The organism is Aequoribacter fuscus (assembly GCF_009910365.1).
Classification (GTDB): Bacteria; Pseudomonadota; Gammaproteobacteria; order Pseudomonadales; family Halieaceae; genus Aequoribacter; species Aequoribacter fuscus.
Genome location: NZ_CP036423.1, coordinates 2,699,246 through 2,720,439, shown reverse-complemented (window position 1 = coordinate 2,720,439; position 21,194 = coordinate 2,699,246). Strand labels below are relative to the sequence as shown.

The 21,194-nt window shown below is 52.9% G+C and carries 23 protein-coding genes and 1 other RNA gene; 14 read left to right on the top strand and 10 right to left on the bottom strand.

What is annotated here, in order from left to right; translation table 11 throughout:
- Positions 1-131: 131 nt before the first annotated feature.
- A complete protein-coding gene (locus EYZ66_RS12370; RefSeq protein WP_009575942.1) occupies positions 132-665 on the bottom strand; it encodes a DUF4124 domain-containing protein in 534 nt (177 codons plus the stop codon).
- A 107-nt stretch (positions 666-772) separates the two neighbouring features.
- Positions 773-2,179 carry a glutamate--ammonia ligase gene (gene glnA, locus EYZ66_RS12365; RefSeq protein ID WP_009575943.1) on the bottom strand — a complete coding sequence of 469 codons (1,407 nt, stop codon included), beginning with the start codon at positions 2,177-2,179 and terminating at the stop codon, positions 773-775.
- Positions 2,180-2,585: 406 nt separating this feature from the next.
- Between glnA and typA the strand changes: the two genes are divergently transcribed.
- Positions 2,586-4,400, top strand: a complete 1,815-nt coding sequence (typA, locus tag EYZ66_RS12360) for a translational GTPase TypA (protein WP_009575945.1) — start codon at positions 2,586-2,588, stop codon at positions 4,398-4,400.
- Between the two features lie 57 nt (positions 4,401-4,457).
- Complete coding sequence (gene dtd, locus EYZ66_RS12355) at positions 4,458-4,895, top strand: D-aminoacyl-tRNA deacylase (RefSeq protein WP_009575946.1); 438 nt, start codon at positions 4,458-4,460, stop codon at positions 4,893-4,895.
- Positions 4,896-4,919: 24 nt separating this feature from the next.
- Here the strand turns inward: dtd and EYZ66_RS12350 are convergent, their stop codons facing one another.
- Together EYZ66_RS12350 and rpiA are read right to left on the bottom strand one after the other, a co-directional pair.
- Positions 4,920-5,510, bottom strand: a complete 591-nt coding sequence (locus EYZ66_RS12350; protein ID WP_009575947.1) for a YhgN family NAAT transporter — start codon at positions 5,508-5,510, stop codon at positions 4,920-4,922.
- Positions 5,511-5,512: 2 nt separating this feature from the next.
- Positions 5,513-6,190 carry a ribose-5-phosphate isomerase RpiA gene (gene rpiA / locus EYZ66_RS12345; RefSeq protein WP_009575948.1) on the bottom strand — a complete coding sequence of 226 codons (678 nt, stop codon included), beginning with the start codon at positions 6,188-6,190 and terminating at the stop codon, positions 5,513-5,515.
- Positions 6,191-6,306: 116 nt separating this feature from the next.
- On the opposite strand from rpiA, the gene ilvA reads away from it, so the two are divergent.
- Together ilvA and EYZ66_RS12335 are read left to right on the top strand one after the other, a co-directional pair.
- Positions 6,307-7,845 (top strand): threonine ammonia-lyase, biosynthetic, encoded by a 1,539-nt coding sequence (gene ilvA, locus EYZ66_RS12340; RefSeq protein WP_009575950.1) that lies wholly within the window; start codon positions 6,307-6,309, stop codon positions 7,843-7,845.
- A gap of 154 nt (positions 7,846-7,999) precedes the next feature.
- Complete coding sequence (locus tag EYZ66_RS12335) at positions 8,000-8,146, top strand: hypothetical protein (RefSeq protein ID WP_158027005.1); 147 nt, start codon at positions 8,000-8,002, stop codon at positions 8,144-8,146.
- 3 nt (positions 8,147-8,149) lie between these two features.
- On the opposite strand, the gene EYZ66_RS12330 is transcribed toward EYZ66_RS12335, so the two are convergent.
- From EYZ66_RS12330 to EYZ66_RS12315, 4 genes are all read right to left on the bottom strand, one after another.
- Positions 8,150-8,728 (bottom strand): 5-formyltetrahydrofolate cyclo-ligase, encoded by a 579-nt coding sequence (locus EYZ66_RS12330; protein ID WP_009575952.1) that lies wholly within the window; start codon positions 8,726-8,728, stop codon positions 8,150-8,152.
- A gap of 149 nt (positions 8,729-8,877) precedes the next feature.
- A non-coding RNA gene (ssrS, locus tag EYZ66_RS12325) (6S RNA) lies at positions 8,878-9,055 on the bottom strand.
- A 39-nt stretch (positions 9,056-9,094) separates the two neighbouring features.
- Positions 9,095-9,424, bottom strand: a complete 330-nt coding sequence (locus EYZ66_RS12320) for a cell division protein ZapA (RefSeq protein WP_009576008.1) — start codon at positions 9,422-9,424, stop codon at positions 9,095-9,097.
- A complete protein-coding gene (locus EYZ66_RS12315; RefSeq protein WP_009576007.1) occupies positions 9,421-9,630 on the bottom strand; it encodes a hypothetical protein in 210 nt (69 codons plus the stop codon). Before EYZ66_RS12315 ends, EYZ66_RS12320 begins: the two co-directional genes overlap by 4 nt.
- Positions 9,631-9,722: 92 nt before the next feature.
- Between EYZ66_RS12315 and EYZ66_RS12310 the strand changes: the two genes are divergently transcribed.
- The 5 genes from EYZ66_RS12310 to gcvH are packed head-to-tail and all read left to right on the top strand — an operon-like array spanning position 9,723 to position 14,457.
- The gene (locus EYZ66_RS12310; protein ID WP_009576006.1) at positions 9,723-10,307 is read left to right on the top strand and encodes a UPF0149 family protein; all 585 of its coding nucleotides are present in this window, start codon (positions 9,723-9,725) and stop codon (positions 10,305-10,307) included.
- 8 nt (positions 10,308-10,315) lie between these two features.
- Positions 10,316-11,629: an aminopeptidase P N-terminal domain-containing protein gene (locus EYZ66_RS12305; RefSeq protein WP_009576005.1), complete on the top strand. Its 1,314-nt coding sequence runs from the start codon at positions 10,316-10,318 to the stop codon at positions 11,627-11,629.
- Complete coding sequence (locus tag EYZ66_RS12300; RefSeq protein WP_009576004.1) at positions 11,614-12,828, top strand: FAD-dependent monooxygenase; 1,215 nt, start codon at positions 11,614-11,616, stop codon at positions 12,826-12,828. Before EYZ66_RS12305 ends, EYZ66_RS12300 begins: the two co-directional genes overlap by 16 nt.
- Entirely contained in the window at positions 12,821-14,017 is a 1,197-nt protein-coding gene (locus EYZ66_RS12295) for an FAD-dependent oxidoreductase (protein WP_009576003.1), read from the top strand. The genes EYZ66_RS12300 and EYZ66_RS12295 overlap by 8 nt, the downstream gene beginning before the upstream one ends.
- Before the next feature lie 53 nt (positions 14,018-14,070).
- Positions 14,071-14,457 (top strand): glycine cleavage system protein GcvH, encoded by a 387-nt coding sequence (gene gcvH, locus EYZ66_RS12290; protein ID WP_009576002.1) that lies wholly within the window; start codon positions 14,071-14,073, stop codon positions 14,455-14,457.
- Here the strand turns inward: gcvH and EYZ66_RS12285 are convergent.
- Positions 14,454-15,113 (bottom strand): histidinol-phosphatase, encoded by a 660-nt coding sequence (locus tag EYZ66_RS12285; RefSeq protein ID WP_009576001.1) that lies wholly within the window; start codon positions 15,111-15,113, stop codon positions 14,454-14,456. The two genes, gcvH and EYZ66_RS12285, sit on opposite strands and share 4 nt — an antisense overlap.
- A gap of 101 nt (positions 15,114-15,214) precedes the next feature.
- On the opposite strand from EYZ66_RS12285, the gene EYZ66_RS12280 reads away from it, so the two are divergent.
- Positions 15,215-15,712, top strand: a complete 498-nt coding sequence (locus EYZ66_RS12280) for an RNA pyrophosphohydrolase (protein ID WP_009576000.1) — start codon at positions 15,215-15,217, stop codon at positions 15,710-15,712.
- A gap of 9 nt (positions 15,713-15,721) precedes the next feature.
- Positions 15,722-18,022 carry a phosphoenolpyruvate--protein phosphotransferase gene (gene ptsP, locus EYZ66_RS12275; protein WP_040816765.1) on the top strand — a complete coding sequence of 767 codons (2,301 nt, stop codon included), beginning with the start codon at positions 15,722-15,724 and terminating at the stop codon, positions 18,020-18,022.
- On the opposite strand, the gene EYZ66_RS12270 is transcribed toward ptsP, so the two are convergent.
- Positions 18,012-18,782, bottom strand: a complete 771-nt coding sequence (locus EYZ66_RS12270) for an NRDE family protein (protein WP_009575998.1) — start codon at positions 18,780-18,782, stop codon at positions 18,012-18,014. The genes ptsP and EYZ66_RS12270 overlap by 11 nt on opposite strands.
- An 87-nt stretch (positions 18,783-18,869) precedes the next feature.
- Between EYZ66_RS12270 and lgt the strand changes: the two genes are divergently transcribed.
- The 3 genes from lgt to EYZ66_RS12255 are packed head-to-tail and all read left to right on the top strand — an operon-like array spanning position 18,870 to position 21,028.
- Complete coding sequence (gene lgt, locus EYZ66_RS12265) at positions 18,870-19,673, top strand: prolipoprotein diacylglyceryl transferase (RefSeq protein WP_009575997.1); 804 nt, start codon at positions 18,870-18,872, stop codon at positions 19,671-19,673.
- 9 nt (positions 19,674-19,682) lie between these two features.
- Positions 19,683-20,516 (top strand): thymidylate synthase, encoded by an 834-nt coding sequence (locus tag EYZ66_RS12260; protein ID WP_009575996.1) that lies wholly within the window; start codon positions 19,683-19,685, stop codon positions 20,514-20,516.
- The gene (locus tag EYZ66_RS12255) at positions 20,513-21,028 is read left to right on the top strand and encodes a dihydrofolate reductase (RefSeq protein ID WP_009575995.1); all 516 of its coding nucleotides are present in this window, start codon (positions 20,513-20,515) and stop codon (positions 21,026-21,028) included. The genes EYZ66_RS12260 and EYZ66_RS12255 overlap by 4 nt, the downstream gene beginning before the upstream one ends.
- The last annotated feature ends 166 nt before the right edge of the window (positions 21,029-21,194 follow it).

Here is a 21,194-nt window from a genome sequence, read left to right as displayed (position 1 = left end):
CCAACTTTTGGTGCTGATCGAGAGCCAAAACAACGCCATTTGGGACAAAAATCGCGAGTGTAACGGGTATTTTGTCGAGCGCTGCGCCCTATTTGAGCACAGCCTAAACTTAATTGCACCAATTTGGTGCGCTAGTTGCGATAGAGTTTGGAGGGTCTCAGTACATAGACGCGAACAGGGCGTGATTGCGAGAGTACTTTACCTGAGTCGCTCACCGCCTGAATCGACAGGTCGTGAGCGCCACGAAGCACATTTGTTAGGCCCCAAGTACTGGTGCTTTGAGGCCTGCCGTAAGGCTCACCGTTGAGGATAAGTTGCAATTTATCGCCATATTCCAGCGCAGGGCTAACCGAGGCGCTGAGTGAGAAGTTGCCCGGTCCCATGGGAATGGTCGTGCTGTCTGGCGGGCTGGTGATGGTGATGTCGTAGTCGATATTGGCTTCAGGCTTGCTGTTGTCGATGCTGGTGTTGCGCGCACGCTCCGGTGGCGGTGCACTGATATTGATCTGATTGAGTTCTACGGCGCTCGACTTTTCTTGGGTGCTTATGGGCGGCTTATCGGTGAATGTAATGTTGCCATTTGCATCCACCACTTTGTAAATTCGGGTCTGCCCCTGTGCGAAGCTAGAGAGCGTTAGCATCAAAAACAACAGAGCAATTCGCATTTAAAAACCGAGTGTTTCCTAAGGATATCCAGACTAGCAGAGCGAATCGTTTGTGTCAGCAATAAAAAAGCCCGCCAGTGGCGGGCTTTGTGCTTGAGTGGTGTCGCTTAGCAAGAGTAGTACATGTCGAACTCAACGGGGTGAGTCGTCATGTTCAAGCGGGTGACTTCTTCCATTTTCAGGTCGATGTAAGCATCGATCATGTCGTCAGAGAATACGCCACCTTCGGTTAAGAATGCGCGGTCTGCGTCCAGTGACTCAAGCGCTTGTTGCAGCGAAGAACATACGGTTGGAATCGCCAAGGCTTCTTCTGCTGGCAGATCGTAAAGATCTTTGTCAGCGGCGTCGCCAGGGTGGATCTTGTTCTTGATGCCATCAATACCTGCCATCAGCATCGCTGCGAAAGCCAAGTATGGGTTAGCTGTTGGGTCAGGGAATCGCACCTCTACGCGCTTGCCTTTGGGGCTTGGCTCGTAAGGAATACGGATTGACGCGGAGCGGTTACGGGCTGAGTAAGCCAACATAACAGGAGCTTCGAAGCCTGGTACCAAACGCTTGTAGCTGTTGGTAGACGCGTTCGTAAAGGCGTTCAGGGCACGAGCGTGCTTGATGATACCGCCGATGTAGTACAGCGCAGTGTCAGACAGTCCTGCGTAGCCGTCGCCAGCGAACATGTTAACGCCGTCTTTGCTGATAGACTGGTGAACGTGCATGCCTGAGCCGTTGTCGCCAACCAGTGGTTTGGGCATAAAGGTCGCTGTTTTGCCAAAGCCGTGCGCTACGTTGAGTACGCAGTACTTTAGAATTTGAACTTCGTCAGCTTTTTTCACCAGGGTGTTGAACTTGACGCCGATCTCACACTGACCCGCGGTGCCCACTTCGTGGTGATGTACTTCAATGGGTAGGCCCATTTCTTCCATGGCGATACACATGGCTGCGCGTAACTCATGCAGCGAATCGACTGGTGGTACGGGGAAGTAACCGCCTTTCACGCCAGGACGGTGGCCTGTGTTGCCGCCATCGTAGTGCAGGTTTGATGCCCACGCAGCTTCTTCGGAGTTGATGGTATAGCCTGCACCGCTGATGTCAGCGTGCCATTTGATGTCGTCAAACACGAAGAATTCTGGCTCTGGGCCGAAGAATGCGGTGTCACCGATACCCGTTGTTTTCAGGTAGTCTTCTGCGCGTTGTGCAATCGAGCGAGGGTCGCGATCGTAACCCTGCATCGTGGTAGGTTCGATGATGTTGCAGCGAACGATAACGGTCGCATCGTCGGTGAACGGGTCTAACACAGACGCCGCGTCATCGGGCATTAAGATCATGTCTGATTCGTTGATGCCTTTCCAGCCGGCGATCGATGAGCCATCGAACATTTTGCCTTCTTCGAAAAAGTCTTCGTCTACTTCCGACGCAGGAATGGTTACGTGTTGTTCTTTACCCTTGGTGTCGGTAAAGCGTAAGTCCACCCAGCGTGCTTCGCTGCTTTTGATAAGATCCAGAGTATGCTCTGACATTGTAATTCCTCCGTTGATTGCGGGCTTTTGCCTGTTTGCGGTTGTGTGAACCTCAGGCGTCCCCTAATGGTGGTCCTTGGTCCAAAATCGCTAACAACCTAAAAGCAATATGTGTGCCATGTTGATTGTGCACCGATTTCGGCGATTTCGCACTGTTTTTGTGGGTTTGAAGCTAAATCGGATGGATCTAAACGAGGTTTTTGCGCCATATTGGTGCGCGTAAGTGCCAATATGGTGCACTAGTGGCCGCGACAGGCTTTCTGAGGGTGAGTAGCGTAGCGGGAGGCAGATCTTTTGGGCTGGGGATGTGGATATGTAACGGTAATACTGCCGTAGCTTGCATTCTCGGCCTGCTGTATACTGCGCGCCATTTTTGGCCTAGCCCATCCTACTGAGGTAAACCCCCTTGACTAGACAGCTCCGCAATATCGCGATCATCGCGCACGTTGACCATGGTAAAACAACCTTAGTGGATTGTTTGTTACAGCAATCGGGCACGCTTGATCGCCGTTCAGATGGCGCTGAGCGTGTTATGGACAGTAACGACCAAGAACGTGAGCGCGGTATCACCATTTTGGCGAAAAACACGGCGATTCGTTGGTCCGATTATCGTATCAATATCGTGGATACGCCGGGACACGCTGACTTCGGTGGCGAGGTAGAGCGTGTATTGTCGATGGTCGATTCGGTATTGTTATTGGTCGATGCTGTCGATGGACCAATGCCACAAACGCGCTTTGTGACCTCTAAAGCCTTCGAACGTGGATTAAACCCCATTGTTGTGGTGAACAAAATTGATCGCCCCGGTGCTCGACCAGACTGGGTCATTGATCAGGTGTTTGATTTGTTCGATCGTCTGGGTGCTAACGAGACACAATTGGATTTTCCGATCGTTTACACCTCGGCGATTCAGGGGATTGCGGGTTTAGATCCCAATGAGATGGCCGACGACATGACGCCCTTGTTCAACGAAATTATCAAGCGTGTGCCCGAGCCCGAAGTTGATGCTACCTCCCCTCTGCAGATGCAAATTTCAGCGCTGGACTACTCGAGCTACGTGGGTGTTATCGGCGTGGGTCGCATCACTCGCGGCAAATTAAAGCCCAATACCCCGGTGGCTGTGGTCGATCGAGAAGGCAACAAGCGCAACGCAAAAATCCTTCAGGTAATGGGCTTTCACGGTTTAGAGCGTGTCGAAGTTGACCAAGCTGAGGCCGGTGACATCGTTTGTATCACGGGGATCGATGGCTTGAATATTTCAGATACCTTGTGCGACCAAGCGCACATCGAAGCTCTGCCTGCGCTGTCGGTCGATGAGCCAACGGTGAGCATGACGTTTCAGGTAAATGACTCGCCCTTTGCGGGTAAAGACGGCAAGTACGTGACGTCGCGAAACATTAAAGAGCGCCTGGAGCGTGAATTGATACATAATGTGGCGCTGCGTGTCGTGCAGGGCGATTCGCCTGATAAATTTATTGTGTCCGGCCGAGGTGAATTGCACTTGTCTGTGTTGATTGAGTCGATGCGTCGCGAAGGCTTTGAGTTGGGTGTTTCGCGTCCGGAAGTTATCCGCAAAGAAATCGACGGTGTGATGCAAGAGCCTTACGAGCAGTTGGTCATTGATTGTGAAGACCAGCATCAGGGCGCCATCATGGAAGAGTTGGGCAATCGTCGAGCCGAGCTCGAGAATATGGTGCCAGACGGCAATGGTCGAGTGCGCTTAGAGTTTATGGTGCCCGCACGCGGTTTGATCGGTTTTCGCTCGCTCTTCCTGACGCTCACGTCGGGTGGTGGGATTATGACGCACATCTTTGATCACTATGCACCTGTTAAACATACAGAAATCGCTAGGCGTGTTAATGGTGTTCTGATATCCATGGTGAAAGGTAAAACCTTAGCCTACTCTTTATTCACCCTGCAGGACCGCGGTCGCTTATTTATCGATCCGAACATTGAGGTGTATGAGGGCCAGATCATCGGTTTGCACAGTCGTTCTAACGATCTAACCGTTAACCCAACGAAAGCAAAGCAGCTGACGAATATCCGTGCTGCCGGTACCGATGAAAACCTGCTGCTGACGCCACCGATTCGTCACACCTTAGAGCAAGCGCTCGAGTTTATCGAAGATGACGAGCTGGTTGAGGTCACTCCGAGTGCTATTCGGTTGCGCAAAAAGCTGCTGGTTGAGCACGAGCGCAAGCGCGCTTCGCGCGCAGCCTAAAGCGACGAGCCCCTGCTTCGCGGCGGGGGTGGGCAAGGCAAGTGACTCGGTGATTCTATGCAATTACTTTTGCAGCGAGTGAAAAGTGCATCGGTAGATGTTGGCGGTGACCGAGTTGCCGCCATCGAGCAAGGACTCTTAGTTTTTGTCGGTTTAGAAAAAGACGATACCAGACAGCTGTGCGAGCGCGCGGCAGAACGACTGCTCGCCTATCGCGTTTTTGCCGATGGCGAGGGGCGCATGAATAGGTCGGTGCGCGATGTCAGTGGAAGCCTGTTGCTGGTGTCGCAATTCACGCTCGCTGCCGACACTCGTAAAGGTCTTCGTCCCAGCTTTTCCAGTGCTATGCCGCCCTCTGAAGCCAATGTAATGTTCGACTATTTTGTTGGCTGTATGCTGGGTTCTGGTTTGGACGTGCAGACGGGGCGATTCGGCGCCGACATGCAGGTTGCTCTTGTCAACGATGGGCCCGTTACCTTCAGCTTGGCGTTTTAATGGCGCCGGCTCGCTGGGGTCAATCTAGTTCAAATGTAAAAACTTGCCCACACCGTCAAAAAACATCTGTACGGCAATAATCACCAAGACCATCCCCATCAGGCGTTCGCTGGCGATCAGGCCGCGATTGCCCAGTGCTCGCAGTAATAAGGGTGAGGCTAGCAGCACGACCGAAGTCGCGAGCCACGCGCAGATCAGGGCGATCGTCCACTCAACCATGCGAGCGGGGTCGTTGCTGACCAGCAGCATGGCGATCGCAAGTACTGATGGGCCTGCAATGGCGGGGATTGCGAGAGGTACAATGAACGGCTCACCCTCTGGGGTTTCGCCCATGATGCCGTGAGGCGAGGGAAAGATCATGCGTATCGCAATTAAAAATAGAATAATCGCACCAGCAATTGCGATGGCCTCTTGTTGTAAGCCGAGCAGGTTAAGCACCTTTTCGCCGGCGAACAGGAACAGCAGCATCACCGCCAATGCAATAACGAGTTCACGCAGAATGACTTTAAAGCGACGTTCTTGTGGTACGTCCTTCAATACTGATAGAAACAAGGGAACGTTGCCCAAAGGGTCCATCACTAGCGCGAGCGTAACAAAGGCGGTAATTGGATCCATGTTTAGGCTCTAAGGCTTCGTACGCCTGTCTGTCCGCTTAAAAGCAACAAGTCGGCACCTCGATGAGCGAATAGGCCGTTACATACCACGCCAGTAATTTGATTAATGGCTGTTTCGGTCGCTTTTGGATCTGCGATCATAAAATCGTGGACGTCAATGATGATATTGCGATTGTCGGTTATAACGCCCTCGCGCACTTCTGGGCGTCCGCCCATCGCGCGAAGGGCGTTGATGACGATGTTCTCCGCCATTGGTATCACCTCGATAGGGAGCGGGAATTTGCCAAGCGTCGCCACTTCTTTTGACTCGTCGGCAATGCAAACAAAAAACTCGCTCGCTGCAGCCACAATTTTCTCGCGTGTTAGCGCTGCACCGCCACCTTTGATCAGTTCCAAGGCACCGTTAGCTTCATCGGCCCCGTCGATGTAGAACTGCAGGCTGTCGACTAAGCTGAGGTCCAGGACTGGAATGCCAAAGTCGCGCAGGCGTTGGGCTGATGCTTCCGACGAGGCAACGGTTCCAGAGAATGGCAAGCCGCTCGTGCCCAGCAAGTTAATGAACTCATTGGCCGTCGATCCCGTGCCAATGCCGAGCATACTGGCTGGCGTGAGATGCGGAGCAATAAAATCCAATGCCGCCTGGGCCACTTCCCGTTTCAGTTCGTCTTGCGTTTTGCTCATTGGTTTATCTCTGCTGTTCGTATCGAGTATCTGCCTGCATTCATCGACGGTAATCTGCTGAAACTTGAGGCACAATTTGGTATGGTACTCGCTGATTTGACTAAGCCAACGCTACCATGCCGCAATCATACATAAAACGCATCTTAAACGCGCGTGTTTACGATGTCGCACGTGAAACGCCCATCGACGATGCGCGATTGTTATCGCAGCGCTTTGGCAATCGTATTTTACTCAAACGCGAAGACATGCAGCCAGTGTTCTCGTTCAAATGTCGCGGTGCCTACAACAAAATGTCTAAGCTCTCTAAGCAGGAGCTAAGTCGTGGTGTGGTGGCGGCCTCTGCAGGCAACCATGCGCAGGGTCTAGCCCTGGCAGCGGCGACCATGAAGGTAAAAGCTACCATTGTTATGCCTAAAACAACGCCTCTGATTAAAGTCGAGGCGGTAAGAGGGCGCGGCGCTAAAACAGTACTGCATGGCGATACCTTTGAAGAGGCTGCGGCCTACGCCAAAAAGCTGGTTGAGACCCAGGGCTTGGTTTACATACCGCCCTATGACGACCCCGACGTCATTGCTGGGCAAGGCACTGTCGGCGTGGAAATTGTGCGTCAGTTGGGCGAGGCGCCCGATGCCATTTTTGTACCGGTGGGTGGCGGTGGCTTACTCGCTGGCGTGGCCGCCTACATCAAGTACATCTGGCCGCAAACCAAAGTTTTTGGGGTTGAGCCTGACGATGCTGCCTGTTTGGATTTGGCGATGCGCACGGGGCGGCGTGGAACCTTAAAAGAAGTCGGTCTGTTTGCCGAGGGGTGCGCGGTGGCGCAAATTGGCAAAGAAACTTTTCGGGTCATTAAAGATTTGATAGATGGTGTTATTACGGTCAGCAGCGACGAAATGTGTGCCGCCATCAAAGATATTTTTGAAGATACGCGCAGTATTGCGGAGCCGGCCGGTGCCTTGGCGTTGGCGGGGCTAAAAAAGTACATCGAGCAGGAAGAGTTGGAAGATAAAACCCTTTTGACTATCGTCAGCGGGGCTAATACCAATTTTGATCGCTTACGTTACATTTCAGAGCGCACCGAGATCGGTGAAAAGCGTGAGGCGGTGCTCAGTGCCGTCATTCCCGAGCGACCCGGTGCCTTTAAAACCTTTTGTCAGGCGATCGGTAAGCGGAATATCACAGAGTTTAACTACCGCTACGCAGATGCAGCAAAAGCGCGAGTTTTTGTGGGCTTAAGTGTGAACCCCGCCGGTGATGATTTGGAACGCTTGTTAAGCTCTTTGCGTGAGTCCGATTATCAGGTGGAAGATCTTACCGATAATGAAATGGCGAAGCTGCATGTCCGTTTTATGGTGGGTGGGCATGTGCCGCTCAAGGCAGGTCAAGAACTCGTCTACCGCTTTGAATTCCCCGAGCGCCCCGGTGCTTTGGCCAAATTCTTATCGGTACTCGGACATCGTTGGAACATCAGCTTGTTCCACTATCGAAATCACGGTGCCGCGTACGGGCGTGTGCTGGTAGGTTTTCAGGCGGGTAAGAAAGACGAGCCGCTATTAGAAGAAGCGTTTAATCGCCTAGGCTATCGATTCTGGAACGAGACAAACAATACGGCTTACCAGCAATTTCTGGCCAGCACCGAGCAAGCGGCATCTTGATGGGATGTCTTTGTTAAGCATTTAAATTTTTAAGCCTCAGCACTTGCCAATACTTATTGGTAGTGCTAGCTTTTCCTTTCATTTGTGAAATATTCACAGTATTAGAAGCGAGCGCCCCCGCAGAGGAGCGCCGTAAGAAACAATGGGCTAAGTCGTGAAACGTAAACCAGATGCGTTAGTGGTGCTTGCTGTATGCTTTGTGTTGGGGGCTTTGGTGTCGGTGGTGGGACCTATGTTTGCCGGAAAGACCGAGGCGCGTAACCCCGAGACACCCCTGCAAGCAGGTGTCTATTCAGAGTAGAGATTATTGAAAGCGCAACACGCGCGATTCAGTAATCAAGAGGTCTAGGCGAATGTCGTGCTCCTCGACAGGGACTTGTTCGACCTCTTGACACTCAAACGCTAGCCCGATCTTAATTGGTTGCGCAGTGCGAGATAGCGTGGTGTCGTAGTACCCGCCGCCCATGCCTAAGCGATGCCCCGATTGATCAAACCCCAGCAGCGGTATGAATATTAGATCGAGATTCTCAGCGGCAATTTCAGTGTTGTTGCTTGTTGGTGTGGGTATGCCAAGCTTGCCGGATTCTAGAACAGTGTCTTGCTCCCACAAAAAAAAGTGTAAGTGGCGATCGTTGTGGATACGTGGAAGGTAGACGTGTTTGCCGATTTTCCACAGCGCCTGAGCTAAAGGCCGAGTGGGCGCTTCGTTGGGCAGTGCGTAATAAAGACCGATGCGTTTGCTGTTGCTCGCTAGGGCCAAGGCGGACTTCGCTATTTGCTCAGCTGCTCGATCTCTCTGGGCAGGCGTGACAGACCGGCGTCGTTGCTTGAGTTCAAGGCGTAAGTTCTGCTTGTGCTGAGCGATAGTTTCTTGGTTGTTCATATTTCATCGAGTTCGAGCTAGTCGTGCACTATCGCCTCCAGGCAGAACGTGCGCAGGTGGCGGATTACTGTGTTGCTACGATCTGTGAGTGTATCTGTGCTTAACGCGACAGACCATAGAACGTGGACATAAAAGGTCGAGGGGTGAAAAGGACTCCCAACATACCGCTGATAAGGGCGCCCTTGAACCCAACGGTTCAAGGCGGGACTTACTGCAGTGCTTTAGGCTTTCCGTCGAGCGGACGTGCACACCGACGCTGCGAGCTTGCCCCTGATTTGCTGATATCGGCTCGCGGACACAAATATCTGGCGAATATGCCAGGAATCCGCGCTTAGTATAGCGTATTCAGGGGCGCAATGCCTCGAATTAACTAATCTTTAGTTGACGTAGCTCATACAGAGCTTCTTCGATTTTTTCGCACAGTTTTGCTGATGACGCGGAGTCTACGGGGTCCTGCGCTTGCTCCAATGACGCTTTGTGTTCGCGACTGAGCTTGAGCAATTCATGACTGATATTTAAGGCCGCCATGATCGCAATACGGTCCAGGCCGACGACCTTGCCCGATGCCTTGATATTGCGCATTTGCTGGTCAAGGTAGCGCGCCGATAGCGTTAAGTCTTCGCGCTCCTCATCTGGGCAGGCAATTTGATATTGCTTATCCAGCAGGTTAATCGTGACACCGGAAGGTTTATTCACGCGCTACGCTCCATGGCTTGTAATTTAGCCAGCACCGTAGAGACTTTATTTTTTACGGCTTGGTTTTGCTCGACCAGCATTTGACGCTCACGATACCAACTGTTGCGTTGTTCCAGCAGCATTTGGTTTTCGGCGTTAAGCTCTTTGCACAACGCAATGAGTTGGTCGATCTTTTGCTCTAGGGCTTCGGGTTTATGTGCAGGCATTTGCGGTATACCGATGAATTCTCGGTTACTATAGTAGGGACATCGATTTAGGTCAACGCGAGCCGTGGCGTGTTGCGATAAGGAAGTTTTTTATGTGGATAGAAAGTGACGAAGTCCTGGCGAGTGACTTTGATCAGGTAGCCGATTTGTTTTTGATGGAAGGGGTCGATTTGTCACCCTCAGAGTGGCACGGTTGCGTGGTGGGTTTGCTGGTGTCCGGGCTTCGGTCGGACGACTTGCTAGCGGCCATGGGGCACGCGCTAAAAGAGTCCATCACTGGTGATTTGATGGTCGCCACAGAACAGGCAGCCGCAGCGAGTTTGCGGGCCTTATGCGATCCTGACTACGGGTTTTCGCCCCTCGTGCCGGACGATGATGATGAGTTGGAGCTGCGATCAGAGGGTTTAGCGCTGTGGTGCGAGGGTTTCTTAAAAGGCTTTGCGGCAGGGGTTACACAATCGGATCAGGTGACTACCGAGTCGGCAGAGATTCTCAGAGACTTAGCCCAAATTGCGCGAGTCGAGGTGAGTGGGTTCGATGATTTCGATGAGCAAGAGAATGATTTTTTTGAGTTGTTAGAATACGTTCGCGTGGTGGTTTTGAATTTGTATTCCACCTACGCGCTCGACGACGATGAGCTCTCGTTGGAAGATGAGCACGAGCGTATCTGGCACTAATCCAAGTCATGCGTTCTTCTTTTAAAAATCACGCAGCCCGTCGACAGCGCTTAATGACCGACATGGTCGACAATGCGGTAGCTTTGGTGCCGGCTGCTTCGCAAAAAATACGAAGTCGTGATACGCATTTTCGCTTCAGGCAGGACAGTGATTTTTGGTACCTCAGTGGTTTTAATGAGCCCGACGCGCTGATCGTATTGGTCCCCGGGCGTCCGCACGGTGAGGCGATCTTGTTTTGCGCCGAGCCCGACCCTAAAACCGCCCTATGGGAGGGCGAGCAAGTTGGCCCTGAGCGCGCGGTCAGTGACTACGGCTTCGACGACGCCTTCCCTTTGGATGACATCGATGACATCTTGCCTGGCTTAATGGAAGGGCGTGAGCATGTGTACTACTCGGTGGGTTTGCGTCCTGATTTTGATCAGCGGGTGCTGGGTATTTTGGCACATTTGCGTCAGCACGCCTCGAGCTTAAGTTTGGCCCCGGGCGATTTGATCGATTTGCATCGCCTGTTGCATGAGCACCGCTTAATTAAAGATGCTGCGGAGCTTGAGGTCATGCGTAAGGCGGCTGATATTACAGTTGCTGGCCATCAGGCGGCGATGCGAGCGGCGGCCCCGGGTGTTTATGAATACCAGTTGGAAGCGGAGTTACAGTATGTGTTTGCTCGTCATGGGGCACGCGAACAGGCTTATGCGCCCATTGTTGGAAGCGGTCCAAACGCGTGTACCTTGCACTACGACAAAAACAGCCGCCGTATGTGTGACGGAGAGTTAGTGCTGATCGATGCGGGGTGCGAGTATCAGATGTATGCTGCCGATGTCACCCGTACCTTCCCCGTGAACGGGCGTTTTAGCCCCGAGCAGAAAGCTGTGTACGAGATCGTGTTACTGGCCCAGAAGGCTGCGATCGAGCAGCTCCAAGTGGGGCTGCCTTGGCAGGCAAGTCATGACGCTAGCGTGCGTATTATTACCGAGGGTCTGCTGGATTTGGGTATCTTGCGGGGAACCCTGAATGACCTGATAGACACCAAAGCATACCAAGCCTTTTACATGCATCGTGTTGGGCACTGGCTGGGGCTTGATGTGCACGATGTCGGCGATTATCAGAGAGAGGGTCGCTGGCGTGATTTGTTGGCTGGTATGGTAACAACGGTAGAACCTGGTATTTACATCGCCTCTGATAACGCTTTGGTGCACGAGCGTTGGCGCGGTATCGGTATTCGAATTGAAGACGACGTATTGATTAGTGAACGAGGCCCTGAGGTGCTGACTGAACAAGCGCCTAAAACGGTTGAAGAGATCGAGCTGTGGATGAATCGATAAGGCATAATGTAGGTATTGTCGGCGGCGGCATGGTGGGTTTGCTGGCCGCGTTGGCTTTCGATAGGTCGTTCGGAGCAAGCTGTGCTATTCATGTTTTTGATGTAGCGTCGATAGACTTTGATCGCCCGTTGTCCCAGCCATCTTTTGATGATCGCTCCACGGCTTTAAGCTTTGACACTCTGCGCTATATGGACAGTTTGGGTCTGCTGGATGTGTCCCAGCAAGCGTGTCCTATCCGGTCCATTCATGTCTCGAATAAGGGAAGGATGGGATCGACAGTATTGACCGCGCAGCAGGTCAACTGGCCGCAATTAGGCGGCGTCATCGAGAATCGGGTTTTGGGCGAAACACTTTCCCAACAACTCAAAGATAGCCGAGTCAGGGTGCATGCCCCCAGCGAGGTGGCGACCATTCAGCCCAAAGCCCGCGGCGTAGAAGTATTCGATGCCGACGGTAAAGCACAGTTGTTAGATTGTCTGATTATTGCCGACGGTGGCCAATCTGCTTTGGCGCAGCGTCTGGGCATGCTCCGCGAATCGAAGGCCTACGCTCACAGTGCGATTATTGCCAACGTCGCCACCGCAGAGCACCATGGTCACTGCGCTTATGAGCGTTTTAGCGAACAGGGGCCCATGGCGATGTTGCCCCTAAACAACGCGGGCGACTTAAATCGCAGCGCGCTGGTCTGGACCGCACCTAAAGATCGAATCGACGAGCTTATGAGCCTGACTGATCGGCAATTCTGCAAAAGTTTAGAGGCGCAATTTGGGTATCGATTGGGCCGTATCGAACAGGTGGGTGAGCGCCACGTGTATCCGCTGCAAATGATGCATCGTATTGAGCAAGTTCGGGCGGGTATTGTGGTGTTAGGAAATGCGGCGCACACCCTTCACCCGGTAGCTGGTCAGGGGTTTAATTTATCCGTGCGGGATATTCGCAGTCTGACCGAGGTACTAACACAGTGCGTGAGCAGCCAGGATTTTTCTAGCGCGGCTCTGTCGCCCTATGCACAGCGCCGAGCTCTGGATCAGTGGCGTACCGTGAACGCCAGTGATTTATTGCCCGAGCTATTTCAGTACACAGGGGCGGTGGGTGCCGTACGCAATTTTGCCCTGGGTTTCATGGATCTGATACCGACAGTGAAGCAGCGATTTACTGCGATTGCCGCGGGCGCTGTTGGTGAGGGCGACTATGTCTAGTCAATGTGATGTTGTGATCGTTGGTGGCGGATTAGCAGGAGCGAGTCTCGCACTGGCCTTAGATAGGCAGGGCCTTGATGTGGTGATTGTCGAACGGGGTTCGTGGGCCGAAGTGCAACATGAACAGCCCCAAACCGTGTACGACTTCGACGCTCGAGTCAGTGCCGTGGCGGCAAATTCATGGCAGTTCTTAGGTGAACAGGGCCTAGATTTACCGTCGGTCCGTCGCCAAGCGTACCGATCGATGCAGGTGTGGGACGGCGAGGGCACAGGCTTTGTGCAATTTGATGCCGCCGAGCTGCAAGTGAGTGAGCTAGGAGCCATCGTCGAAAACTCTGTGTTACTGGCCGCTTTGCATGACAAGCTGAAACAAAGTCGCGTGCGAACGTTGATGCAGCAAGAGATTAACGCGATTGACACAACCGAGTCCGAGGCGCGCATTGAGTTAAAGTCGGGGCAAACTTGGTCAGCACAGCTGTTAGTTGGTGCTGATGGTGCACTTTCGATTATTCGGCAATACATGGGTGTTGATGTCGTCGAGTGGCCTTACGGTCAGTCAGCGATTGTGGCCACCCTTCGGACAGAGTGCATGCATGAGCACGTGGCGCGGCAGTGGTTTCTGCGCACGGGTCCGCTCGCCTTTCTGCCCTTGAGTCATCCCAGCGATCAATTTGTATCCCTTGTTTGGTCTGCGCACGAGCGCGAGGCCGAGCGCCTGATGCAGCTTGAGGACGCTGATTTTATGGACGCGCTGGCGCACAAAAGCGAAATCCAACTGGGTGCAATCACGGGGGTATCTCAGCGGATTTGCGTTCCTCTACGGCAACGCCACGCAATGAACTATCAAGCCAAGCGTTGTGTGCTGGTGGGCGATGCTGCGCATACCATTCATCCTTTAGCCGGACAGGGTATTAATTTGGGTTTTGCTGATGTTTCTGTGCTGGCCGAAGAGTTGGGCCGAGCTGCCAGCAAAGGTCTAGATCTTGGGTCTACGCTGGTGCTAGCGCGTTATCAGCGTCGGCGTAAAACTGACAATCTGGTCGTTGCGGGCGCAATGGAAGGTTTTGTTCGCTTGTTTGATCAGCACAATCCTGTCGTGCGCTGGTTGCGCAATGCGGGAATGTCCACGTTTAACCGGTTAAGTCCGGTGAAGCGGAAAGTGGCCAAAATCGCAATGGGTCTTGCCTGATTGTCTTTCTACCGCTCTGGGGTAGAATACGCTTTTTAATTTGGGGGAATGCCATGAGCCAATCACCAGCAGAGTTACGTTACGTTAGCAGCCACGAGTGGGTCCGCGTTGAGGACGATGGTACTGCGACAGTCGGCATCACGAATCATGCGCAAGAAGCGCTAGGCGATGTTGTGTTTGTCGAGTTACCCGAAGTTGGCGCCCAACTCGGTGCCGGCGATGAGGCGGGTGTTGTCGAGTCGGTAAAAGCCGCGTCGGATATCTACGCACCCATCGGTGGCGAAATTATTGCGATCAACGAAAACTTAGAAGATAACCCGGAAGTCATCAATGAAGACCCTTATGGTGATGGCTGGTTCTTCAAGATGCGCCTCGATGACGCCACGAGTGTTGATGATTTGCTTACCGCAGAGCAATACGATGCGAGCTGCGACGATTAGTCTCTAAAGCTTAAAATAGGCCACCCTCGCTCGCTCGCAATGTGCCGCAAGGTATCGTCGGGATCCACAGCGACAGGGTGGCTGACTTCTTCAAGCAACGGTAAATCGTTGCGAGAATCGCTGTAAAAATAGTGCTCCTGTGATTTAAGTTCCGGTTTGGTGTTTAGCCACTCGGCAAGCCGCGTGACTTTACCACCTGCGAAACTTGGGGTGCCCGAAGGCTCGCCGGTGTAGTGTCCGTCGATAATCTGTGCCTCTGACGCAATGATGTGCTCAATACCAAACGCCCTCACAATGGGCTCGGTGATGAAGCGGCTGGTCGCCGTAATCACGAGGCAGGTGTCACCATTAGCGTTATGTTGGTTCACGCAGTCCTGCGCTTTGGTCAACATAAAGGGCGCGATGTGGCTCTGGAAAAATACGCTGTGCAAGTCGTCGACTTCGCGGGTACTTAGGCCCTTGATGGTTGTGAGCACGAAGCGAAGGTAGGCGTTGATATCTAACCTTGCCAATTTGTAATCTTCATAAAACTGGTCGTTGCGGGCCCGAAATTCATCGGCAGACACAAGGCCTTGATCGCATAGGTACTCGCCCCATTGGTGGTCAGAGTCGGTGCCCAAGAGTGTGTTATCGAGATCAAAAATCGCCAGTGCCATAGTGAGCCTTTTGTTGAGAATATCGATCAGGCAGTCGCGAAAGCCTGACTCCGTGCTATAGTGGCAAGGTTAACATGAAATTTATAGAAAAGAGGCGAGTCGTGATTGACGAAGATGGTTTTCGGCCGAACGTCGGCATTATCATCTGTAACGACCTCGGCAAAGTGTTTTGGGCCCGTCGTATCGGCGGTAAAAACGGTTGGCAATTTCCGCAAGGTGGGATTGATTCGGGAGAGAGCCCCGAGCAGGCCTTGTATCGAGAGTTGCAAGAAGAGGTTGGGTTACAGGCGCACCACGTCGAAATCTTAGGCCAAACAGAGCGCTGGCTTCGGTATCACTTGCCGCGGCAGTACTGGCGTAAAGGTCCGGGGCGAAAGTGTGTCGGCCAAAAACAGAAGTGGTTTTTGTTGCGGTTACTGGCGACTGACGACGCTATCCAATTGGATGGACACGGTACACCAGAATTTGATCATTGGGAGTGGGTCGATTATTGGCACCCGATTGATCAAGTGATCCACTTCAAGCGTGAGGTGTATCGCTTGGCCATGCAGGAGCTGGCAGACTGTGCGCCGGTGAATGTGACATTGCGGCAGGATTAAACAGGTATGATGCTGGAAATGTTGCGCAACATTGTGCAACGCGTAAATGCGGCTGAATCGTTAGAGGAGGCGCTGAAAATCATCGTGACCCGGGTGCGAGACGCCATGGGGACACAGGTGTGCTCAGTGTATTTACGTGACCCAGCAACAAATCGCTTGGTGTTTAGAGCGACCGAAGGTCTTAACAAAAACCAGATTGGTTTGTTGAGCTTGGCCCATAACGAGGGCTTGGTTGGTTTGGTTGCGACCCGTGAAGAGCCCGTGAACTTGGACAACGCGTCAGAGCACCCGCATTTCCAGTTGCTATCAGGTATTGGCGAAGAGCCCTTTCACGCCTTTTTGGGGGTGCCGATTATCCACCACAAGATCGTGTTGGGTGTGCTGGTTGTTCAGCAGGCACAGCGGCGTCGATTTGACGAGAGCGATGAGGCCTTTTTGGTCACCATGTCGGCACAGCTGGCGGGCGTGATTGCGCATGCTCAGGTTACCGGCTCGATCCAAGAAGAATACACTGATACCAATGCGAGTCCGCAGGGCTCAACCCGTGTTACGGGTATTGGAGGTTCTCCGGGTGTTGCGGTGGGACAGGTCGCTGTTGTGTCGCCTGTCGCTGATTTGTATGCGGTGCCCAAGAAACAAGCGAATGACCGGCGCGCCGAATTGCGTGCCTTCAAGCAAGCACTCGAGGCGGTTCGTAATGATGTGCGTGCGGTTGCTGCGAATTTGGCCGATCAGCTGAACGCTGAAGATCGTGCGTTGTTCGATGTGTATTTAAGTATTCTTGATGATTCCACCATCGGTGCCGAAGTGGCCGCGTTGATCAAGGCCGGCAATTGGGCCCAAGGTGCCTTAAGTCAGGTGATGATCGAGCATATACGGCACTTCGAGCAAATGGAGCACAGTTACCTACGAGAGCGTGCCGTTGATGTTAAAGATCTTGGCACTCGGGTCTTAAGTTACCTTCAGGTCGATGCGCACGATAAGCGAGATTATTCGGATCGAGTGGTCCTGGTGGGCGAGGAGTTGACCGCGTCAATGCTCGGTGAGGTGCCTCGAGAAAACTTGGTGGGATTAATATCGGTGCGAGGCTCAGGCAATTCTCACGTTGCTATTTTAGCCCGCGCTATGGGCATTCCGACTCTCATGGGTGCTGTTGATTTACCCTACACCCGGCTTGAGGGTAAGACCGTTATTATCGATGGGTATAACGGTGTTGTGCATTTGAATCCGTCGACGATGTTGCTCGAGCGTTTTGAAGAGTTGGTCGAGCAAGAGGCGGCTTTGAGCAAAGATTTGGAATCTTTGCGAGACGTAGATTGCGAGACGGCAGATGGACACCGAATTCCTTTATTCGTGAACACTGGGTTGATGGCCGATGTGGCAATTTCGTTAGATCGAGGCGCCGAAGGCGTCGGTCTGTACCGAACAGAGGTGCCATTTCTAATGCAAGAGCGCTTTCCCAGCGAGGAAGAGCAGCGCCAACTGTATCGGCAGCAGTTAGAAGCTTTTGCCCCTAAAGCGGTCACCATGCGCACGTTGGATATTGGGGGTGATAAGGCCTTACCCTATTTTCCAATCGAAGAGGCTAACCCCTTTTTGGGCTGGCGTGGTCTGCGAGTCACGCTCGATCATCCCGAGATATTTTTGGCGCAGGTCCGAGCCATGATGAAGGCAAATGTGGGTTTGGGTAACTTACGCATTATGCTGCCGATGGTGAGTAATATGTCCGAGCTTCAAGAAGCGCTTGATTTGGTCGAGCGCTGTTATCAGGAGCTGCTGCAGGAGGGTCACGAAGTGGGCGAGCGTCCCCCTGTTGGTGTTATGGTTGAGGTTCCAGCGGCGGTGTATCAGGCGCGCGCTTTAGCTAGGAAGGTCGACTTCTTAAGCGTAGGTTCAAATGATTTGACTCAGTATCTCTTGGCCGTTGATCGCAACAATGCACGGGTGGCTGATCTTTATCATGCGTACCATCCCGCGGTGATACAGGCTTTGAGGATTGTGGCTGAAAGCGGCAAGGCTGAGGGCAAGCCAGTTAGTATTTGCGGGGAGCTTGCAGGTGATCCGGGCGCGTCGGTATTACTGGCGGCGATGGGTTACGACACCTTGTCGATGAACTCGATAAGCTTGCCTAAAGTCAAAAAAGCGCTTCGCTCGGTCTTGCTCGATGATGCGCGTAATTTGCTTGAAGAGGTCGTAGTCATGGATCACTCAGAGCAAATTCAGGGCGCTTTGGGCGCCTTCTTGTCCGAACGTGGCATGCAGCAGTTTGTGCCGGTGAGCCTTGATGAGGCTGTAGGCTCTATATCCTAAACTGAAAGGTTTGCTCGCTAGTGGTGTCGCCGCGAGCGCTGACGGTGCGTTCGTGGCATGTCATTTGCCCAGTGTTTTCACGCGTAATGACGGTTTGTGCTCGAGTCCCATAATCGGGGGTCGCAATCCATTGTGCGCTCAGTGCTCTAAGCCAGCTTTCTTCCATGTCAGTGTCGCCTAAGTGACTTAAGTCGTCCTGCGTGCAGGTATCTGCCGTAACCCACGCCAGCTCGGCGATCGAGGGGTGGGAGAGTTTAAGTTGCAGGGCTAAACGTTGCTTGGCCAGTCGAAGTTTCGGCCATGGCGTATTCAGCGACGCGTTGCTCAGGCCGTAAATGCCGCTCGCTAAATAGCTGTACTCGAAGCCATTTTGGCCGCGATTGCTCGCCCAAAGCAGCTGTGAGGTGTCGCCAAATATGAGGTTGTAGCCACTGTACGTCGCGGCCGTGTCGGCCAGTTGACCAACGAGCTCCATGCTTGAGGATTGATTGCTAAGCCACAGCCCAACGAGGCTTCCGCGAGATGTTTCGGTCGCTGGTGGAAGCGTCTCGCGAACATTGGTTAAGGCGGCGAAGCGGCCCTGTGCGTTGACGCCAAGCCAAGTGCCGCCCGCCTGTAAATCTCTGCCGGCGAGGATGTTTGGTTGATCCTCCCAAAAGGTCATGCTTTGCGACTCGCGCTGGTAAAACTCATCGCGATTAGCAACAATGACCAGCGGCATCGTCGGATGTGCTTGCCAGCCGATAGCAATCAGGCACATGGCGGTTTATCCTGCTAAAAATTGCAAGGTTACATTAATTCTAAACGTAAGGGTGCTACCCTACGTGCTTTTTACAGGGCTTTCACTATGCTGGCTTACCCCGCCATTGATCCCGTTGCGCTAGAGCTTGGGCCTCTTAAAATCCATTGGTATGGTCTGACCTATTTGGCGGGCTTGGCGTTTGCTTGGTGGTTGGCGCGCAGAGAGTGCCGCAAAGCGGGCTCGGTATGGCGCGAGGAGTGGGTCGACGACTTAATTTTTTACGCTGCGATCGGTATCGTCTTGGGTGGGCGGCTTGGCTATATTTTGTTTTATGGGACCGATCGCCTGCTGTCTGATCCAGCCTGGGCGTTGCGGGTTTGGGAAGGGGGTATGTCTTTTCATGGCGGCTTACTGGGTGTGATCGCCGCGGTGTATTACCTGTCAACGACCCGAAAGGTTGCCTTGGGGGATCTGCTCGATTTTGTCGCGCCACTTGCGCCCATTGGCTTGGCTCTGGGTCGATTGGGGAATTTTATCGGGCAAGAGTTATGGGGGCGCGCCGCGACTGTGCCTTGGGCTATGGTTTTTCCTAATGACCCTATGCAGTTGCCCAGGCATCCGTCACAGCTCTATCAATTCGGCTTGGAGGGGGTAACGCTATTCGCGTTGGTCTATTGGTTTACGCGACAGCGGCGACCTCGGTGGGCGGCAGCTGGGCTGTTCTCTTTGGGTTACGGTTGCTTGCGCTTTCTCGCTGAATTCTTTCGTGAGCCGGATGCGCATTTGGGGTTTCAGGCGTTTGGTTGGATGACGCGCGGTCAAATTTTATGCATCCCCATGATACTCTTGGGCTTGTATTTATTGTGGTGGGCGTACTCGCACAAGGCGTCGCCAAAAAAACACGGTTAGGAAGGGAATATGAAGGTTTACCTAGATTTGTTGCGCGATATCATGGCGCACGGCGTCGATAAGTCAGATCGAACGGGCACCGGCACGCGCTCGGTGTTTGCGCGTCAATTTCGTCATGACTTGAGCGAAGGCTTTCCACTGTTGACGACCAAAAAGTTGCATTTCAAAAGCATCGCTAACGAGCTCATTTGGTTTTTGAGAGGAGATACGAATACCGCTTGGTTGCGGGAAAATGGTGTTTCGATTTGGGATGAGTGGGCAACTGAAGAGGGCGATTTGGGTCCGATTTATGGCGCGCAATGGCGGTCATGGCCAACTGCCGACGGTGGCGCGATTAACCAAATCGACTACGTCATTGATTGTTTGAAGCACAAGCCGGATTCGCGTCGGATTCTATTTCATGGATGGAACGTCGAGTATTTGCCCGATGAAACGCTCAGTCCACAAGAGAATGTGAGGCAGGGCAAAATGGCGTTGCCGCCCTGCCATCTCCTGTATCAGTTTTATGTCGCGAATGGTCGTTTGTCGGCGCAGCTTTACATTCGTTCTAGTGACTCATTCTTGGGTTTGCCTTACAACTTGGCAAGTTTGGCCTTGTTGACGCATATGTTGTGTCAGCAGTGCGAATTAGAGCCTGGTGAGGTCATCATAAGCACCGGTGATTCGCACATCTACAGCAACCATTTTGAGCAGGTCGAGACTCAACTTGAGCGCGAGCCTCGAGCGCTCCCAACCTTGCGAATTAAGCGCAAGCCGGAGTCGATTTACGACTACTGCTTTGACGATTTTGAACTTGTGGGTTACGAGCCCCACGCGCACATTGCTGGCGCGGTGGCGATATGAGTAAACCTTTGGTTTCTGCCGTGTTTGCGGTCGCTAAAAATGGCGTGATCGGCCTTAACGGCGACCTGCCTTGGCATGTGCCTACCGATCTCGCTTTTTTCAAACGTGTTACTTTGGGCAAGCCAATGATTATGGGGCGGCGTACGTTCGAGTCCTTGCCGGGGCTATTGCCGAATCGCACTAGCATCGTCGTTTCTTCGGGTCAGCCTGATCTGCCTGAGGGGGTGATTTTGTGCGCGAGTATTGAGCAGGCGCTATCCGTGGCACAAACGTTCTGCAATGCCGATCAGAATGAGATTATTATCGCCGGAGGATCGCAGATATACGCGTCAGCACTGCCTTTTACGGACCGTCTGATCGTGACGCACATCGACGCAGAGCCCGAGGGCGACACTGTCCTGGACTGCATCGATTGGAGTGAGTGGGTATCGGTGCAAGCCGAGCATCCTGGACAGTCCGAAAAAGACCAATACGCCTGTCATTTTGTCACATATGAGCGGATCGGTGTGTAGCGCGACGCTTAGTCGCGATGTGCGCGGTGTTACCTTCCGTTGAGATCTGCGCTAAATGTGTAACCGATCTACTCAAACGCAAAATCACTTAAGTTTGTGCAAGAGATTTCATTGAAAATTACCATTTTGTACGTTTAAATCGGCGCACGGATTACCGTTATCGGTG

Coding starts and splice junctions, on each gene's coding strand:
- EYZ66_RS12350 (WP_009575947.1), bottom strand. CDS start 5,510: ATGGATCCAATTACCGCCTTTGTTACGCTCGCGCTAGTGATGGACCCT.
- EYZ66_RS12255 (WP_009575995.1), top strand. CDS start 20,513: ATGAGTAAACCTTTGGTTTCTGCCGTGTTTGCGGTCGCTAAAAATGGC.
- EYZ66_RS12270 (WP_009575998.1), bottom strand. CDS start 18,782: ATGTGCCTGATTGCTATCGGCTGGCAAGCACATCCGACGATGCCGCTG.
- EYZ66_RS12330 (WP_009575952.1), bottom strand. CDS start 8,728: ATGAACAACCAAGAAACTATCGCTCAGCACAAGCAGAACTTACGCCTT.
- EYZ66_RS12285 (WP_009576001.1), bottom strand. CDS start 15,113: ATGGCACTGGCGATTTTTGATCTCGATAACACACTCTTGGGCACCGAC.
- EYZ66_RS12260 (WP_009575996.1), top strand. CDS start 19,683: ATGAAGGTTTACCTAGATTTGTTGCGCGATATCATGGCGCACGGCGTC.
- dtd (WP_009575946.1), top strand. CDS start 4,458: ATGCAATTACTTTTGCAGCGAGTGAAAAGTGCATCGGTAGATGTTGGC.
- glnA (WP_009575943.1), bottom strand. CDS start 2,179: ATGTCAGAGCATACTCTGGATCTTATCAAAAGCAGCGAAGCACGCTGG.
- ptsP (WP_040816765.1), top strand. CDS start 15,722: ATGCTGGAAATGTTGCGCAACATTGTGCAACGCGTAAATGCGGCTGAA.
- EYZ66_RS12295 (WP_009576003.1), top strand. CDS start 12,821: ATGTCTAGTCAATGTGATGTTGTGATCGTTGGTGGCGGATTAGCAGGA.
- EYZ66_RS12310 (WP_009576006.1), top strand. CDS start 9,723: ATGTGGATAGAAAGTGACGAAGTCCTGGCGAGTGACTTTGATCAGGTA.
- rpiA (WP_009575948.1), bottom strand. CDS start 6,190: ATGAGCAAAACGCAAGACGAACTGAAACGGGAAGTGGCCCAGGCGGCA.
- EYZ66_RS12305 (WP_009576005.1), top strand. CDS start 10,316: ATGCGTTCTTCTTTTAAAAATCACGCAGCCCGTCGACAGCGCTTAATG.
- lgt (WP_009575997.1), top strand. CDS start 18,870: ATGCTGGCTTACCCCGCCATTGATCCCGTTGCGCTAGAGCTTGGGCCT.
- EYZ66_RS12370 (WP_009575942.1), bottom strand. CDS start 665: ATGCGAATTGCTCTGTTGTTTTTGATGCTAACGCTCTCTAGCTTCGCA.
- EYZ66_RS12315 (WP_009576007.1), bottom strand. CDS start 9,630: ATGCCTGCACATAAACCCGAAGCCCTAGAGCAAAAGATCGACCAACTC.
- gcvH (WP_009576002.1), top strand. CDS start 14,071: ATGAGCCAATCACCAGCAGAGTTACGTTACGTTAGCAGCCACGAGTGG.
- ilvA (WP_009575950.1), top strand. CDS start 6,307: ATGCCGCAATCATACATAAAACGCATCTTAAACGCGCGTGTTTACGAT.